We start from the raw sequence: 15,283 nt of genomic DNA on the forward strand, positions 1-15,283 counted from the left end.
AAATAACGCTTTCAGCTTCTGAATGAACATGATAAAAGAGAAACAGCTAACATTTTTCATATTTGTGTTTGGCGCAAAAAAAAGACATCTGTTAATTTCCGGTAAAAGATTTTTTTCCGAGCCCGGTAAAGTGAGAACGGATTTTGCTTAACAGCCTGCACGGTGACGCTCCAAGAGCAAAGGTATTAATGACAACAGTTAAGCTTAAGCGCTGTGGCAGTCTGGCAACGGCGATCGTTTTTGCTTCGTTATGCAATGCGCAGGCAGCCAGCATACCGCCGGGTACGCAGCTGGCGCAGGATCAATCGATTACCATTAATAATGGAACCGAGGTCGCCTCGCTCGATCCGCATAAAACCGAAGGGGTACCGGAAAGTGACGTTATTACCAATTTGCTGGAAGGGCTGATAACGACCGATAGCGCAGGGCAACTGGTGCCAGGCGTGGCTCAGTCGTGGGATCGGCAGCAGAACGTCTGGACTTTTACTCTGCGTCCTGAGGCGCGCTGGAGCAATGGCGAGCCGGTGACGGCGCAGGATTTTGTCTACAGCTGGCAGCGGCTTGCCGATCCGAAAACAGCATCCCCTTACGCCAGCTATCTGCAATATGCGCATATCGCCAACGTGGATGAGGTTATTGCCGGACGTTTGCCGCCTGCGGCGTTGGGCGTAAAGGCGCTGGATGCCCGCCGTTTCCAGGTGACGCTCAGCCAGCCGGTACCCTGGTTTACCGCCATGCTGGCCCATACCGCGCTGAAGCCGGTTTATCGTCCGACGATAGAGCAGTGGGGCGATAAATGGACGCGGCCGGAGCATTACGTCGGCAACGGCGCCTTTATCCTGAACAACTGGGTAGTGAATGAGAAGATCACGCTGAAGCGCAACCCACAATACTGGGATAATGCGCATACGGTTATTGAAACGGTAACTTTCTTGCCCATCAGCTCGGAAACCAGCGACGTCAATCGCTACCGCAGCGGCGGCGTCGATATTACCAACAGCGCTATTTCGCCAGAGCTGTTTCCGATGCTGAAGAAAGATCTGGGATCTCAGGTGCGCGTCAGCCCCTATCTCTGCACCTTCTATTACGAGCTGAATAACCAGCGCGCGCCGTTTAACGATGCGCGCGTGCGCGCCGCGGTAAAGCTCACGCTCGATCGCCAGATCATTGCGGAGAAAGTGATGGGGCAGGGACAGATCCCCGCCTTCAGCCTCACGCCTCCCTATATCGACGGCGGCCATTTCAGCGCTCCGGCCTGGTTTCGGCTGACGCAGGCGGAACGCAACGCGCAGGCGAAGCAGCTACTGGCGCAGGCGGGCTACGGCGAACAAAAGCCGCTCTCCTTTACGCTGCTCTATAACACCTCCGATCAGAATAAAAAGCAGGCGATCGCCGCCGCGTCGATGTGGAAAAAGAACCTTGGCGCTAACGTCACGCTGCAAAATCAGGAATGGAAAACCATGCTGAATACCCGGCATGAAGGCAATTACGACGTCGCGCGCGCTACCTGGTGTGCCGACTATAACGAGCCATCTACCTTCCTCAATATGATGCTCAGCGACGCTTCCACCAATACGGGTTTTTATCGCAGCCCGGCGTTTGATGCGTTGATCGCCCAGTCCCTTAACGCCGCCGACGCGAAGCAGCGCGCAGCGCTTTACCAGCAGGCGGAGGCGCAGCTGGATAAGGATTCAGCGCTGGTGCCGGTCTATTACCGCGTTAGCGTGCGGCTGGTCAAACCCTGGGTCGGCGGTTATACCGGCCATGATCCGCAGGACCGGCAGGACATTAAGCACTACTACATTATCAAACATTAACTTACCGCCCGGCGTAGACCGGGCGCCAGAAGATGACAGCTCTGAAACAGGGAGCAGACCCTGTCCGGCTTCAGGTTCCGAAGACCGCGACAGGTTGCCCGTACAGCGGGGGAAGCCACAGGCAGACGCCGTGGTTATTATAAAAAAACTGGAGTAAACATGACCAACATCACAAAGAAAAGCCTGGCTGCACTGGGCATTATGGCCGCGCTGAGCGCGATGACCGCAACGCATGCGCTGGCGGCTAACGTGCCGGCGGGCGTGCAGCTGGCGGACAAACAGGAGCTGACCCGAGGAAACGGCGCGGAGCTGCAGTCGCTCGACCCGCATAAAGTGGAAGGGGTGCCTGAAGCGTACGTCAGTCGCGACCTCTATGAAGGCCTGGTAATCAACGACGCCGACGGCAAAATTCAGCCGGGCGTGGCGGAAAGCTGGGAAAGCAAAGAGGGCGGCAAGGTGTGGATTTTCCACCTGCGTAAAGATGCGAAATGGTCAAACGGCGAGCCGGTAACGGCGCAGGATTTCGTTTACAGCTGGCAGCGCCTGGCTAACCCGAAAACCGCATCGCCTTACGCCAGCTATTTGCAGTACGGCCATTTGCTGAATGTGGATGATATTATTGCCGGTAAAAAAGCGCCGGATACGCTGGGCGTGAAGGCGACCGACGATCATACGCTGGAAGTCACCCTGAGCGAAGCGGTGCCCTATTTTATTAAGTTAGCGATTCACCACTCCATGTCCCCGGTTTACCGCCCGGTCGTGGAAAAATTCGGCGATAAGTGGACGCAGCCGGAAAACTTTGTCGGCAACGGCGCCTTTAAGGTGAAAGAGTGGGTGATCAACGAGCGTCTGGTGCTGGAGCGTAATCCGCAATACTGGGACAACGCGCACACCGTGTTGAATAAAGTGACTTTCCTGCCGATCTCGTCAGAAGTAACGGATACCAACCGCTATCGCAGCGGCGGCAGCGACATGACCTATAACTACCTGCCGATTGAGCTTTATCAGAAACTGAAAAAAGAGATCCCGCAGGAGATCCACGCCGACCCGTATCTCTGCACCTACTATTACGAAATCAATAACCAGAAGCCGCCGTTTAACGATGTACGCGTGCGCACCGCGCTGAAGCTGGGCATCGACCGCGATATTATTGTCAATAAAGTGAAGGCGCAGGGCGAAGATCCCGCGTGGAGCTACACGCCGCCGTTTACCGAAGGTTTGACGTTGGAAAAACCGGAATGGATCACCTGGACGCAGCAGCAGCGCAACGAAGAAGCGAAAAAGCTGCTGACGGAAGCGGGTTACGGCCCGGACAAGCCGCTGTCGTTCAGTCTGCTTTACAACACCTCCGACCTGCATAAAAAGCTGGCGATCGCCGCCGCCTCCATCTGGAAAAAGAACCTGGGCGTCGACGTGAAGCTGCAAAATCAGGAGTGGAAGACCTTCCTCGACACGCGTCATCAGGGCAATTTCGATGTGGCGCGCGCCGCCTGGTGTGCCGACTATAACGAACCGACCAGCTTCCTGAACACCATGCTTTCCGACAGCAGCAACAACACCTCGCACTATAAGAGCGAGCAGTTCGATAAGCTGCTGGCCCAGGCGCTGAGCGCGAAGGACGACGTGACGCGCAATAAGCTGTATGGCGAGGCGGAGAAGCAGCTGGATGAAGATTCGGTTATTGTGCCGATCTACTACTACAAAAACCTGCGTCTGGTGAAACCTTACGTCGGCGGTTATACCGGTAAAGATCCGCTGGACAATTCACACGATAAAGATCTCTATATCATCAAACATTAATGCAGGATTCCGGGCGGCGTAATGTCGCCCTTTGTCAGCAAAATGGCTTCGGTCTTCGGGCTGAAGCCAATGTTATTGGGTACGGGCAATGTTAAAGTTCATTCTGCGTCGCTTTCTTGAAGCCATCCCGACGCTCTTTATTCTGGTCACCATCTCTTTCTTTATGATGCGCCTCGCGCCCGGCAGTCCATTTACCGGGGAGCGCGCCTTAACGCCGGAAGTGATGGCCAATATCGAAGCGAAATATCATTTAAACGATCCGATGTGGAAACAATACGTCGATTATCTCGTCCAGCTGGCGCACGGCGATTTCGGCCCCTCGTTTAAATATAAGGATTATACCGTTAACGATCTGGTCGCCGGTTCATTCCCGGTGTCGGCGAAACTGGGCGCGGCCGCCTTTATTTTCGCTGTGGTGCTGGGCGTGACGGCGGGCGTTATCGCGGCCTTAAAGCAAAACAGCAAATGGGACTATGCGGTCATGAGCGTGGCGATGACCGGCGTGGTGATTCCCAGCTTTGTGGTGGCGCCGCTGCTGGTATTAATTTTCTCTATTACGTTGAAATGGCTGCCCGGCGGCGGCTGGAACGGTGGGGCGCTGAAATTTATGATTCTGCCGATGGTGGCGCTGTCGCTCGCCTATATCGCCAGCATCGCGCGTATTACGCGCGGCTCGATGATTGAGGTGATGCACTCCAACTTTATCCGCACCGCGCGTGCGAAAGGATTGCCGATGCGCCGCATCGTGCTGCGTCATGCGTTAAAGCCTGCGCTGCTGCCGGTGCTTTCTTATCTCGGTCCCGCTTTTGTCGGCATTATTACCGGCTCGATGGTTATCGAGACCATTTACGGACTGCCCGGCATTGGCCAGCTGTTCGTCAACGGCGCGCTTAACCGCGACTATTCGCTGGTGCTGAGCCTGACAATCCTGGTCGGCACGCTGACCATTTTATTTAACGCCATCGTTGACGTGCTCTATGCCGTTATCGATCCGAAGATTCGTTATTAATACCGGGGCTCGCCATGTTATTGAGTAAGAAAAATAGCGAAGCTCTTGATACGTTCAGTGAAAAGCTGGAAGTGGAAGGGCGCAGTTTATGGCAGGACGCACGCCGTCGTTTTATACATAACCGCGCAGCGTTGGTCAGCCTGTTTATTCTGCTGCTAATCGCGCTGTTCGTGATCGTTGCGCCCTGGATGTCGCCTTTCGCCTACGACGATACCGACTGGGCGATGATGTCCGCCGCGCCGGATATGGCCTCCGGCCACTATTTCGGCACCGACTCATCAGGCCGCGATCTGCTGGTGCGCGTGGCGATCGGCGGGCGTATCTCGCTGATGGTCGGCATCGCCGCCGCGCTGGTGGCGGTAGTGGTGGGTACGCTGTACGGCACGCTGGCAGGCTATCTGGGCGGCAAAACCGACTCGGTGATGATGCGTCTGCTGGAGATCCTCAACTCCTTTCCGTTTATGTTCTTCGTTATCCTGCTGGTGACCTTTTTTGGTCAAAATATCCTGCTGATCTTTATCGCCATCGGCATGGTATCGTGGCTGGATATGGCGCGTATCGTGCGTGGCCAGACGCTGAGCCTGAAGCGTAAAGAGTATATCGAGGCGGCGCAGGTCGGCGGCGTCTCCACGCTGAATATCGTGCTGCGGCATATCGTGCCGAACGTGCTGGGCGTAGTGGTGGTTTACGCCTCGCTGCTGGTGCCGGGAATGATTCTGTTTGAATCTTTCCTCAGCTTCCTCGGTCTCGGCACCCAGGAGCCGCTCAGCAGTTGGGGCGCATTGCTCAGCGACGGCGCCAACTCAATGGAGGTTTCGCCCTGGCTGCTGCTCTGGCCGGCTGGCTTCCTGGTTGTGACCCTGTTCTGTTTCAACTTTATCGGCGACGGCCTGCGTGATGCCCTCGACCCGAAAGATCGTTAAGGAGTTTCCCGATGAGTACGATTGAAGTTCAGCCAGCGATGGCGAAAAGCGCGGGAAGCGACTTACTGCTCGACGTAAAGGATCTGCGCGTAACCTTCTCCACGCCGGATGGCGCTGTGACGGCGGTCAACAACCTTAACTTCAGCCTGCGCGCGGGCGAGACGCTGGGCATTGTCGGCGAGTCCGGCTCCGGCAAATCACAAACCGCGTTCGCGCTGATGGGCTTGCTCGCCAGCAACGGACACATTGAAGGATCGGCGCGCTTCAACGGCCGCGAAATCCTCAACCTGCCGGAAAAGCAGCTCAATCAGCTGCGCGCCGAACAGGTGGCGATGATTTTCCAGGACCCGATGACCTCGCTGAATCCCTATCTGCGCGTCGGCGATCAGCTGATAGAAGTATTACAGCTGCATAAGGGGATGAGCAAAGCGCAGGCGTTTGAAGAGGCGGTGCGCATGCTTGATGCGGTGAAAATGCCGGAAGCGCGCAAACGCATGAAAATGTACCCCCATGAATTTTCCGGCGGCATGCGCCAGCGCGTGATGATCGCCATGGCGCTGCTCTGCAGGCCGAAGCTGCTGATCGCCGATGAGCCGACCACTGCGCTCGACGTGACGGTGCAGGCGCAAATCATGACGTTGCTTAACGATCTGAAGCGCGAATTCAATACTGCCATTATTATGATCACTCACGATCTGGGTGTGGTGGCGGGGATCTGCGACAAGGTGCTGGTGATGTACGCCGGCCGCACCATGGAATATGGCAAAGCGCGCGATGTCTTTTATCATCCGGCGCATCCTTACTCGCTGGGGCTGCTTAGCGCGGTGCCGCGTCTTGATACCGATGGCGAGACGCTGATGACCATTCCGGGCAACCCGCCCAACCTGTTGCGTCTGCCGGGCGGCTGTCCGTTCCAGCCGCGCTGTCCTTATGCGATGGAAATCTGCGCCAACGCGCCGCCGCTGGAAGCCTTTGGCGAAGGCCGTCTGCGCGCCTGCTTTAAGCCGGTGGAGGAATTAGTATGAGCGCCGTAGCTGAGAAAAAAGTTCTGCTTGAAATCGCCGATCTGAAAGTGCATTTCGATATTAAAGACGGCAAGCAGTGGTTCTGGCAGCCGCCTAAGACTCTGAAAGCGGTTGATGGCGTCAGCCTGCGTCTGTATGAAGGGGAAACGCTTGGCGTGGTCGGCGAATCGGGCTGCGGCAAGTCGACGCTGGCGCGCGCTATTATCGGTCTGGTCAAGGCGACCGAAGGGCGCGTCGCCTGGCTGGGGCGTGATTTGCTCGGCCAGAGCGAGGCGGAATGGCGCCAGGCGCGCAGCGATATTCAGATGATTTTTCAGGATCCGCTGGCGTCGCTGAACCCGCGCATGACCATCGGCGATATTATTGCCGAGCCGCTGCGCACCTATCATCCCGCAATGCCGCGTCAGGAAGTAAAAGATCGCGTTAAGGCGATGATGATGAAGGTGGGGCTGCTGCCGAACCTGATTAACCGCTATCCGCATGAGTTCTCCGGCGGTCAGTGCCAGCGCATCGGCATCGCGCGCGCGCTGATTCTGGAGCCGAAGCTAATTATCTGCGATGAACCGGTCTCCGCGCTGGATGTTTCGATTCAGGCGCAGGTAGTGAATTTGCTGCAACAGCTGCAACGTGAGATGGGGCTGTCGCTGATTTTCATCGCGCACGATCTGGCGGTAGTGAAGCATATCTCCGATCGCGTGCTGGTGATGTATCTGGGTCATGCGGTCGAACTGGGCACCTATAGCGAGGTCTACAACAATCCGCAGCATCCCTATACCCGCGCGCTGATGTCCGCCGTGCCGATCCCCGATCCCGACCGCGAAAAGAATAAGCAAATTCAGCTGCTGGAAGGGGAGCTGCCATCGCCGATCAATCCGCCATCGGGCTGCGTGTTCCGTACCCGCTGCCCGATCGCCGGGCCGGAGTGCGCAAAAACGCGTCCGCTGCTGGAGGGCAGTTTCCGCCATGCGGTTTCCTGCCTGAAGGTCGATCCGCTGTAATCAGAAAAAAACGGCTGCCTGGGGCAGCCGTTTTACGGTTAGGACGCTGTCGGGCTTATTCGCGCCACAGGATATGGCACAGCTTATGATCTTTCTCACGGCAGAGCAGCACGCGCGCGAACACATCGGTTACCGGCTCGCCTTCCGCTTCGCCCAGCCCAATCACCACTTCCGAGAAAAAGTCCGGGTTCAGATCGAAATCGACATGTTCCTGCCAGTCTTCTGAGGGATCGAACAACTCGGCGCCGCCGCGCTCCTCAAACTGTAGATTAAACAGAATGATATCGGCCGGATCGAGATTGTCTCCCGCCAGCTCCAGAAAAATATCGTAAGCCTGTTCCAGCGTTTCATCTTCGGTAAGACGGTTATTTAAGTCCATAATCTGTCCTGTATGCCCGCAGGCGTAATAGCATTTTCCGCACGTTTTACAGCAACGGACTGAAGAAGTAAAACAGTCGTTCAACGATCCGCTGCCACCAGGCGCGGCGGGCCCAGCGTCTGGCATCGACCAGGCGGGAACGCGCGATATAGTCGTCCTGCACGTGTGCCAAATCACTGCCGAATCCGTCGTCGTCGATCACCAGAGTAATTTCAAAATTCAGCCACAGGCTGCGCATATCAAGGTTTACCGTGCCAATCAGGCTAAGCTGACCGTCGACCAGTACGCTTTTGGTATGCAGCAGGCCACCTTCGAACTGATAGATTTTCACGCCCGCTTCCAGCAGCTCGGTAAAAAATGCGCGGCTTGCCCAGCCCACCAGCAACGAATCATTATGTCGCGGCACGATAATGCTCACCTCCACGCCGCGCAGCGCGGCGGTGCAGATGGCGTGCAGCAGGTCGTCGCTGGGCACAAAGTAGGGGGTGGTCATGATCAGCTGCTCGCGCGCCGAATAAACGGCGGTCAGCAGGGCCTGATGGATCATATCCTCCGGGAAGCCGGGGCCGGAGGCGATCACCTGAATAATATGTCCGCTCTCCTGCTCGAACGGCATAATATTGGTGTCGGGCGGCGGCGGCAGAATACGTTTGCCGGTCTCTATCTCCCAGTCGCAGGAGTAGATAATGCCCATGGTGGTGGCGACCGGCCCCTCCATGCGCGCCATCAAATCGATCCACTGGCCGACGCCAGCGTCCTGCTTAAAGTAGCGCGGATCGACCAGGTTCATGCTGCCGGTATAGGCGATATAGTTATCAATCAACACCACTTTGCGATGCTGACGCAGATCCATACGGCGCAGGAAGACACGCAGCAGGCTGACCTGGAGCGCCTCTACCACGTCGATGCCGGCATTACGCATCATCGCCGGCCACTGGCTGCGGAAAAAGGTGACGCTGCCAGCGGAGTCCAGCATCAGGCGACAATGCACGCCGCGCCGCGCCGCCGCCATCAGCGATTCCGCTACCTCGTCAGCCAGGCCGCCCGGATGCCAGATATAGAACACCATCTCGATATTGTGACGCGCCAGCTGAATATCACGAATCAGCGCTTTCATCGTGTCATCGGTACTGGTAAGCAGCTGGAGCTGGTTGCCTTTTACGCCAGCGATCCCCTGACGGTTTTCGCACAGTTGAAACAACGAACGCGCCACATCGCTGTGTTCGGTGGCGAAAATCGAGCTGCAACTTTTTAAATCATTAAGCCACTTGGCGGTGGAAGGCCACATGGTGCGCGCGCGCTCGGCCCGTCGTTTCCCAAGGTAGAGTTCGCCGAAAGAGAGGTAGGCGACGATGCCGACCAACGGCAGGATGTAGATAATCAACAGCCACGCCATCGCCGAGGTGACCGCGCGGCGCTTCATCAGAATCCGTAGCGTTACGCCAGCGATCAGTAACCAGTATCCAAAAAATAACAGCCAGCTGATTAGCGTATAAAATGTGGTCATTAAGTGGAAATCCTGTTCGCGCTTTGATGCAGGAAGTGTACGTGGAGATCCTCCCCTGCGAAACCCTTTGTCGGCAACGGGCGGCAGAGAAGGATGTTGTCCGTTATAAAAGGATCTATAATGCGGCGCGTTGTTATGCAATCAGGTATGTATTATGAAGCGCAGCAAAAACGAAGTTGCTCGCTGGCGCATGTTGCGCCAGGCCCAACGCAAGCGGGCGCGCTGGCTGGAAGGGCAGTCGCGTCGCTACCGGCGTATTCACGCCTTCCGTCATCAGCTGGCGCAGCAGCAGCGCCGTTCAGTGTTATTCATCAATCAGTTTTGGTAAGCATTTTGTGTCGATCGCGGCAGGGCGCATCGCTACACCTGCACTGCCGCTTTATCAGATTAAGACAGCGCCACACAAGGTATGCGTGATGAACATGAAATTCATTCTGGCCGCCGTTGCCGCGTTGATGGCCTCAGCGCCGCTCATCTCTGCGGCCGACTCCCATTGCGGCCCGTTTCAGATTGGCGATATTCCTTCCCCGGCAGGATGGACGAAAATCAACGGCGTAAAACCGCTCAGCCAGAAGGTCACTTTTTTGCAGCAGAAGGGTGACTATAACAATGTACAGATGAAATGGATCGTGCCGGCCACGAAATTTCAGGGCAACTACAGCATGAAGTATGTGAATAAGGACGGCAGGGCGACGCTTGATGTTGACGTTGTGCGTACCAGTCAGCATCAGATCCGTATTCACGGCCTCTACGACTGTGAAAAAATGAATTAAGCCAGCCTGCATCGCACGATCTGCTCAGGCAACGACTTATAGTGGCTACGGCTCTGCTTTCTGACAGGGGCTTCGCAGGAGCAAAGCCAACGGAAAACAGGCCATTTGGCTGTTCTCCCGCTGGCCTGAATCCGCTTTATTTATTGTCGCGACAATCAAAATACGCGTTTAAACGGCTTCACGGCGACCTGCTTATAGACGCCAGCGGCGATATAGGGATCATCCTCAGCCCAGGACTGGGCCGCTTCCAGAGAAGGGAACTCCGCGATCACCGTCGAACCGGTAAAGCCAGCCGCGCCAGGGTCGTTGCTGTCAACGGCAGGCATCGGGCCTGCCACAATCAAACGGCCCTCATCTTGCAGCAGCTGCAGACGAGCAAGGTGAGCCGGACGCACAGCGTTACGCTTTTCCAGCGAATCGGCATTGTCTTCAGCATAAATGACATACAGCACGATAGTTACTCCTGTAGGGGGCGGGTCAATTTGGCAGTTACGTTAAGTTATCGTAAAGTTTTGTGCAAATGAAAAGATAATGCGTTGTTGACCTGTCGCAACGAACCCGCGTTTTACGCTTTTTTCTGCCGCCCGCCCTGGGTGAGTTGTTGAAACTGATTGCTATTTGCATTTAAAATTGGCGCTTCACTTAACTGACCGAAAAGTTATGACGACGCTGACGACTCCTTTACCCCGCCGCTTATCGATACCCGTGTTGCTTTCAGTGGCGCTGCACGGCAGCGTGATCGCCGCATTGCTGTATGCTTCGTTTCATCAGGTAATTGAAGCGCCGAAAACATCACAGCCCATCAGCGTTTCGCTGGTGGCGCCGGAAGTCCAGCCCGCGCCACAACCCGCGCCGCAGCCAGCGCCTGAACCGCAGCCTGAACCTGAACCGCAGCCGGCCCCTGAGCCGCCGAAGCCGGAGCCGGTGCCGATCCCTAAACCGCAGCCCAAGCCGAAGCCTAAACCGAAGCCGGTGAAGAAAGAGGTGGTGAAGCCGCGTAAAGAAGTGAAGCCGCAGACGGAGCCGCGTCACGCTTCGCCGTTTGAAAATGACGCGCCGAAAAGCGCCGCCACCCGGCCGGCCACCGCGCCGAAGGCCTCATCCGCGCCTTCGCAGTCAATCTCGACCGGGCCGCGCGCGTTGACCGTCAGCAAGCCCGCCTATCCGGCGCGCGCCTTTGCGCTGCGTATCGAGGGACGGGTGCGCGTGCAGTATGATGTCGACAGCGCCGGACGCGTGGACAATATTCGCATTCTCTCCGCCGAGCCGCGCAATATGTTTGAGCGCGACGTGAAACAGGCGATGAGAAAGTGGCGCTACGAGAGTGGTAAACCGGGCAGTAACCTGACGATGACCATCGTTTTCCGCATCAACGGCGGCTCCAGCCTCGAATAACGTCACCGCCAACCGCTCATAGCAGCGCGGCCGCCGGTAAAGGCAGCCGCGCTGTTCTGTATCTGTGCCGCCGTTAACGCGCGGTTATTATTCCGGCGCCTGATAGTGGCTTTTATCGGCAGGCAAGGGACGGGATTTACCTTGTTCATCCACCGCCACGTAAACGAAAATCGCTTCCGTCGTACAGTAGCGCTGGCCCAACGGCTCGGATGAAACCTTCTTAATCCACACTTCGACATTAATGGTCATCGAACTGCTGCCGGTACGAATACAGCGTGCATGGCAGCTTACCACGTCGCCCACCGCCACCGGCTTAAGAAATGTCATGCCATCGACGCGCACGGTGACGACGCGTCCTTCCGCGATTTCTTTAGCGAGAATCGCCCCGCCGATGTCCATTTGCGACATCAGCCAGCCGCCAAAAATATCTCCGTTGGCATTGGTATCTGCCGGCATCGCCAGCGTGCGTAACACCATTTCGCCTTGCGGCTTGCGATTATTATCCATTGCATGATCTTCTGTATGAACGGGAAAACCCGGCAGGCGCGCCGCCGGGGAAAGCGTTATTTCTGATCCTGCGGCATCAGACGATAAATATAAACGCCGCTCAGCAGCGTAAACAGCAGCGTCAGACCGGTCAGGCCGAACACCTTAAAGTTCACCCAAAATGCCTGAGGCATCCAGAAGGCGACATAGATGTTCGCCAGACCGCAGGCGAGGAAAAACAGCGCCCAGGCGATATTGAGTTTGCGCCAGGCGTGCTGCGGCAGCTGCAGCTCCTTGCCCAGCATGCTTTGAATCAGCGGTTTCTCCATAAAGAACTGGCTAAAAAGCAGGGCGACGGCGAACAGCGTATAGATCACCGTGACCTTCCATTTGATAAATTCATCATTATGGAAAACCAGCGTCAGGGTGCCGAAAACCGCCACCAGCACAAAGGTAAAGATGGTCATTTTCTCCAGCTTGCGGTAGAGCACCCAGCTGGCCACCAGCGCCAGGCCGGTGGCGGCAATCAGCGCGCCGGAGGCGATATAAATATCGTACAGCTTATAGAAAATAAAAAAGACCACCAGGGGAAGAAAGTCGAGTAGTTGCTTCATTGTGAATTCCAGATCGTGCCTGAGAAGAAAAACATAACGGCATACCGAAGTATGCCGTCAGGTCTTATCGTGCCAGCATATACAGGCGGAACAAGTAGATCACCAGTACCGCCGACACCAGGTTGCTTAGCGCATTGAGCAGAACCGAAGCGACGTTAGCGGGCAATACGGTAAAAGAAGAGGCCAACAGCAGGAGCAGCAGTTTAGCCAGCAGCCAGACGACTACCGCCGGCGCGATCAGTTTCAGATTCGCCCAGGCGAGACGGAAGCTGGCGCGCATCGCGGCGATCACGCCGGTCTTCTCGACCGCCAGCACCACCGGCGCCAGCGAGAGCAGGATGCCCAGCATCACGCCTGGGATCACCAGCACCATAAAGCCCAGCTGCACCAGCAGCGTCATCAGGAAGGTTAACAGCAGCAGACGCGGCAAGAGCGGGGCGGAAGCGCCGATTGCGCGCAGCGCGCTGATGCGCTGCCCAGCCGACACCAGCGGGATCAGGCAAAGCATTGCGCCGAGCAGCAGCGTGTTACCCACCAGCGATGCGAAGGTGCCAGCAGCGGAAGCGCGCAGCAGTACCTGCTGCTGTTCCGGCGTCATTGTCTGAATTACTTCAATCAACGAACTGGCGCCGCCGCTGTCGCCTTCGCTCAGTATGGAAAGCTGATCGGCGTCAGGGGTCAGCGCATGGCCAATCATCACCGTAATAAATGACGTCAGTAGCGCAATCAGCACAATGGTCGCCAGCTGATGGCGCAAAAAATTTCCCGTGTCACGGTATAGCGAGCCCGCCGTGATGGACATGTACACTCCTTTGATAATAACCGGATTACAGATCCGGCGATTGTACATGGTCTGGCGGCGAACTGGCACCCAGACTTACATAACTTTCCGTAATCGACGGCAGGGAAGAAGAAAACAGCGGCGGCAGACCATATTTCGCGCGCGCGCGGTCGCACGCCTCGTTCTCCACGCCGTTTTCGCCGGACATAGCGAACTCGCGGCAGGGCGTGGGACGCTGTTCATAGATGCCGCAGGAGACACATTCGCCGATCTCGCCCTGTAACGCAACGCAGCGCGGCGCGCGCGCGTTGGTGCCGCGCATATTGCGCATCAGCAGGTTTAGCGGCTCGGTCAGCCCGACGGGTACCTGGCCGCCGGCGTCATCGGCCTCGGCCCAGTAAAAGGAAACGCGAAAGTGGGCGCAGCAGGCGCCACAGGACACACAAGGATTAAAATTATCGCTCATTTGATCGCCCGCCCCTCCGAGGCATCGAACCAAAATCACACAGGAAGATCAGCAAAATAATCCGTTGGCGAATTTACTGCAATGGCTATTTCAAAAACGTGACGACCTTGTGTGAGCGCTGTGTTTTTTGATTCAAATCAATTGTCGGTTTGTTAATCAGGTTAACCAAATTGATCTGGATGATTTTTATGTTTTTTCGTTGTAAAAAGCCCTGGAACATTTGGGGTACCTCTAACCAGGTAGTGGGTAACCCCCCTTTTAATGACACAAGGAGCAGGTATGAAAAGGGCAGCATTGGCATTGGCATTGGCATTTTTGACAGCCGTTCCGGCAATGGCCAGCGCGCATCAGGCGGGTGATTTTTTTATGCGTGCGGGCAGCGCTACCGTAAGGCCCACCGAAGGTTCAGACAATGTGCTGGGAATGGGATCGTTCGACGTTAACAACAATACGCAGCTGGGTCTGACGTTTACCTGGATGGCGACAGACAATATCGGCGTCGAGTTGCTGGCGGCCACGCCGTTTCGCCATAAGGTTGGGCTGGCCGCCACCGGTACGCTGGCGACCGTGCGCCAGCTGCCGCCGACGCTGATGGCGCAGTACTACTTTTTCGACAGCAACAGCAAGCTGCGTCCCTATGTTGGCGCCGGTATTAACTACACCACCTTTTACGATACCGACTTTAACCAGACGGGACGTGATGCGGGTCTGAGCGATCTCAGTGTAAAAGATTCCTGGGGATTAGCGGGTCAGGTAGGGCTGGATTACGAGCTGGATCAAAACTGGATGCTGAATATGTCGGTCTGGTATATGGATATCGATACCGAAGTTAAATTCAAAGCCAACGGTAAGCAGCAGAATATTGATACGCGTATCGATCCGTGGGTCTTTTTCTTCGGTCTGGGCTACCGTTTCTGAGGCTCAGACAGCCAGGCGGCAGGTTTTTCAGGCCGCAGCGTCGCGGCCTGAAAAGAGAAATTACTTAATCTGCATATTGTTAACGACCGATTTTACGCCCGGCACCCGGCGCGTCACTTCCACTGCGTGATTCGCCATCTGCGGTGAGGAGACGAAACCGCTCAGCTGCACCCGGCCTTTAAAGGTTTCCACGTTAATTTCACGCGCCTTCAGCGACTCGTCGCGCAGGAATTCCGCTTTGACTTTGGTGGTCACTACGGTGTCGTCAATATAGCCGCCGGTGCCTTCCTGTTTAGAGGTCGGCGCGCAGGCGCTCAGCATTACCGCGACTGCGACGGCCGCCACAGCGCCGCTAAAAAATTTCATCAATTTCATCTTGCTGCTCCCTGTCA

At 56.2% G+C, this 15,283-nt stretch carries 18 protein-coding genes; 10 read left to right on the forward strand and 8 right to left on the reverse strand.

The features are described from left to right. The first annotated feature begins 188 nt into the window (after positions 1-188). The 6 genes from MYY08_RS00205 to oppF all read left to right on the forward strand — a co-directional run bounded on the left by MYY08_RS00205 (position 189) and on the right by oppF (position 7,572). On the forward strand, positions 189-1,817 hold the full coding sequence (locus MYY08_RS00205) for an ABC transporter substrate-binding protein (RefSeq protein ID WP_288012447.1): 1,629 nt from the start codon (positions 189-191) through the stop codon (positions 1,815-1,817). Between the two features lie 159 nt (positions 1,818-1,976). Further along, entirely contained in the window at positions 1,977-3,617 is a 1,641-nt protein-coding gene (gene oppA / locus MYY08_RS00210) for an oligopeptide ABC transporter substrate-binding protein OppA (protein ID WP_288012449.1), read from the forward strand. Between the two features lie 88 nt (positions 3,618-3,705). Continuing rightward, the gene (oppB, locus tag MYY08_RS00215; protein WP_038625870.1) at positions 3,706-4,626 is read left to right on the forward strand and encodes an oligopeptide ABC transporter permease OppB; all 921 of its coding nucleotides are present in this window, start codon (positions 3,706-3,708) and stop codon (positions 4,624-4,626) included. A gap of 14 nt (positions 4,627-4,640) precedes the next feature. Continuing rightward, positions 4,641-5,549 (forward strand): oligopeptide ABC transporter permease OppC, encoded by a 909-nt coding sequence (gene oppC, locus MYY08_RS00220; protein WP_038625872.1) that lies wholly within the window; start codon positions 4,641-4,643, stop codon positions 5,547-5,549. Between the two features lie 11 nt (positions 5,550-5,560). Further along, positions 5,561-6,574: an ABC transporter ATP-binding protein gene (locus tag MYY08_RS00225; RefSeq protein WP_038625874.1), complete on the forward strand. Its 1,014-nt coding sequence runs from the start codon at positions 5,561-5,563 to the stop codon at positions 6,572-6,574. Beyond that, positions 6,571-7,572, forward strand: a complete 1,002-nt coding sequence (gene oppF, locus MYY08_RS00230) for a murein tripeptide/oligopeptide ABC transporter ATP binding protein OppF (RefSeq protein ID WP_038625876.1) — start codon at positions 6,571-6,573, stop codon at positions 7,570-7,572. The genes MYY08_RS00225 and oppF overlap by 4 nt, the downstream gene beginning before the upstream one ends. 55 nt (positions 7,573-7,627) lie before the next feature. Here oppF and MYY08_RS00235 read toward each other — a convergent pair whose 3' ends face one another. Together MYY08_RS00235 and cls are read right to left on the reverse strand one after the other, a co-directional pair. After that, positions 7,628-7,951: an HI1450 family dsDNA-mimic protein gene (locus tag MYY08_RS00235; protein WP_038625878.1), complete on the reverse strand. Its 324-nt coding sequence runs from the start codon at positions 7,949-7,951 to the stop codon at positions 7,628-7,630. A 46-nt stretch (positions 7,952-7,997) separates the two neighbouring features. After that, positions 7,998-9,458: a cardiolipin synthase gene (gene cls, locus MYY08_RS00240; protein WP_038625879.1), complete on the reverse strand. Its 1,461-nt coding sequence runs from the start codon at positions 9,456-9,458 to the stop codon at positions 7,998-8,000. 154 nt (positions 9,459-9,612) lie between these two features. Here cls and MYY08_RS00245 point away from each other — a divergent pair, with 154 nt between their 5' ends. Both MYY08_RS00245 and MYY08_RS00250 read left to right on the forward strand, forming a co-directional pair. Then, entirely contained in the window at positions 9,613-9,786 is a 174-nt protein-coding gene (locus MYY08_RS00245; RefSeq protein ID WP_133052071.1) for a YciY family protein, read from the forward strand. Between the two features lie 88 nt (positions 9,787-9,874). After that, positions 9,875-10,231, forward strand: a complete 357-nt coding sequence (locus MYY08_RS00250; protein WP_038625881.1) for an STY1065/STY2022 family phage-derived protein — start codon at positions 9,875-9,877, stop codon at positions 10,229-10,231. Positions 10,232-10,386: 155 nt separating this feature from the next. Here MYY08_RS00250 and MYY08_RS00255 read toward each other — a convergent pair whose 3' ends face one another. Further along, the gene (locus tag MYY08_RS00255) at positions 10,387-10,683 is read right to left on the reverse strand and encodes a YciI family protein (RefSeq protein WP_038625883.1); all 297 of its coding nucleotides are present in this window, start codon (positions 10,681-10,683) and stop codon (positions 10,387-10,389) included. A gap of 208 nt (positions 10,684-10,891) precedes the next feature. Between MYY08_RS00255 and tonB the strand changes: the two genes are divergently transcribed. Beyond that, positions 10,892-11,626: a TonB system transport protein TonB gene (tonB, locus tag MYY08_RS00260; protein ID WP_038625885.1), complete on the forward strand. Its 735-nt coding sequence runs from the start codon at positions 10,892-10,894 to the stop codon at positions 11,624-11,626. Positions 11,627-11,713: 87 nt separating this feature from the next. On the opposite strand, the gene yciA is transcribed toward tonB, so the two are convergent. The 4 genes from yciA to MYY08_RS00280 form a co-directional block, all read right to left on the reverse strand. Next, the gene (gene yciA / locus MYY08_RS00265; protein WP_038625887.1) at positions 11,714-12,133 is read right to left on the reverse strand and encodes an acyl-CoA thioester hydrolase YciA; all 420 of its coding nucleotides are present in this window, start codon (positions 12,131-12,133) and stop codon (positions 11,714-11,716) included. A 56-nt stretch (positions 12,134-12,189) separates the two neighbouring features. After that, complete coding sequence (locus MYY08_RS00270; protein WP_038625889.1) at positions 12,190-12,726, reverse strand: septation protein A; 537 nt, start codon at positions 12,724-12,726, stop codon at positions 12,190-12,192. 64 nt (positions 12,727-12,790) lie between these two features. After that, complete coding sequence (locus MYY08_RS00275) at positions 12,791-13,528, reverse strand: YciC family protein (RefSeq protein ID WP_038625891.1); 738 nt, start codon at positions 13,526-13,528, stop codon at positions 12,791-12,793. Positions 13,529-13,553: 25 nt separating this feature from the next. Continuing rightward, positions 13,554-13,973: a YkgJ family cysteine cluster protein gene (locus tag MYY08_RS00280; RefSeq protein ID WP_084970563.1), complete on the reverse strand. Its 420-nt coding sequence runs from the start codon at positions 13,971-13,973 to the stop codon at positions 13,554-13,556. A 279-nt stretch (positions 13,974-14,252) separates the two neighbouring features. Here MYY08_RS00280 and ompW point away from each other — a divergent pair, with 279 nt between their 5' ends. Beyond that, entirely contained in the window at positions 14,253-14,891 is a 639-nt protein-coding gene (gene ompW, locus MYY08_RS00285; protein ID WP_288012461.1) for an outer membrane protein OmpW, read from the forward strand. Positions 14,892-14,951: 60 nt separating this feature from the next. Here ompW and MYY08_RS00290 read toward each other — a convergent pair whose 3' ends face one another. Then, the gene (locus tag MYY08_RS00290; RefSeq protein WP_038625897.1) at positions 14,952-15,266 is read right to left on the reverse strand and encodes a BON domain-containing protein; all 315 of its coding nucleotides are present in this window, start codon (positions 15,264-15,266) and stop codon (positions 14,952-14,954) included. Positions 15,267-15,283: the final 17 nt, after the last annotated feature.

The organism is Mixta sp., from assembly GCF_024610815.1.
GTDB lineage: Bacteria > Pseudomonadota > Gammaproteobacteria > Enterobacterales > Enterobacteriaceae > Mixta > Mixta calida.

What these genes read in the sequence shown, in the direction of transcription:
- MYY08_RS00205 (WP_288012447.1), top strand. Translation starts at nt 189, where the DNA reads ATGACAACAGTTAAGCTTAAGCGCTGTGGCAGTCTGGCAACGGCGATC.
- oppA (WP_288012449.1), top strand. Translation starts at nt 1,977, where the DNA reads ATGACCAACATCACAAAGAAAAGCCTGGCTGCACTGGGCATTATGGCC.
- oppB (WP_038625870.1), top strand. Translation starts at nt 3,706, where the DNA reads ATGTTAAAGTTCATTCTGCGTCGCTTTCTTGAAGCCATCCCGACGCTC.
- oppC (WP_038625872.1), top strand. Translation starts at nt 4,641, where the DNA reads ATGTTATTGAGTAAGAAAAATAGCGAAGCTCTTGATACGTTCAGTGAA.
- MYY08_RS00225 (WP_038625874.1), top strand. Translation starts at nt 5,561, where the DNA reads ATGAGTACGATTGAAGTTCAGCCAGCGATGGCGAAAAGCGCGGGAAGC.
- oppF (WP_038625876.1), top strand. Translation starts at nt 6,571, where the DNA reads ATGAGCGCCGTAGCTGAGAAAAAAGTTCTGCTTGAAATCGCCGATCTG.
- MYY08_RS00235 (WP_038625878.1), bottom strand. Translation starts at nt 7,951, where the DNA reads ATGGACTTAAATAACCGTCTTACCGAAGATGAAACGCTGGAACAGGCT.
- cls (WP_038625879.1), bottom strand. Translation starts at nt 9,458, where the DNA reads ATGACCACATTTTATACGCTAATCAGCTGGCTGTTATTTTTTGGATAC.
- MYY08_RS00245 (WP_133052071.1), top strand. Translation starts at nt 9,613, where the DNA reads ATGAAGCGCAGCAAAAACGAAGTTGCTCGCTGGCGCATGTTGCGCCAG.
- MYY08_RS00250 (WP_038625881.1), top strand. Translation starts at nt 9,875, where the DNA reads ATGAACATGAAATTCATTCTGGCCGCCGTTGCCGCGTTGATGGCCTCA.
- tonB (WP_038625885.1), top strand. Translation starts at nt 10,892, where the DNA reads ATGACGACGCTGACGACTCCTTTACCCCGCCGCTTATCGATACCCGTG.
- yciA (WP_038625887.1), bottom strand. Translation starts at nt 12,133, where the DNA reads ATGGATAATAATCGCAAGCCGCAAGGCGAAATGGTGTTACGCACGCTG.
- MYY08_RS00270 (WP_038625889.1), bottom strand. Translation starts at nt 12,726, where the DNA reads ATGAAGCAACTACTCGACTTTCTTCCCCTGGTGGTCTTTTTTATTTTC.
- MYY08_RS00275 (WP_038625891.1), bottom strand. Translation starts at nt 13,528, where the DNA reads ATGTCCATCACGGCGGGCTCGCTATACCGTGACACGGGAAATTTTTTG.
- MYY08_RS00280 (WP_084970563.1), bottom strand. Translation starts at nt 13,973, where the DNA reads ATGAGCGATAATTTTAATCCTTGTGTGTCCTGTGGCGCCTGCTGCGCC.
- ompW (WP_288012461.1), top strand. Translation starts at nt 14,253, where the DNA reads ATGAAAAGGGCAGCATTGGCATTGGCATTGGCATTTTTGACAGCCGTT.
- MYY08_RS00290 (WP_038625897.1), bottom strand. Translation starts at nt 15,266, where the DNA reads ATGAAATTGATGAAATTTTTTAGCGGCGCTGTGGCGGCCGTCGCAGTC.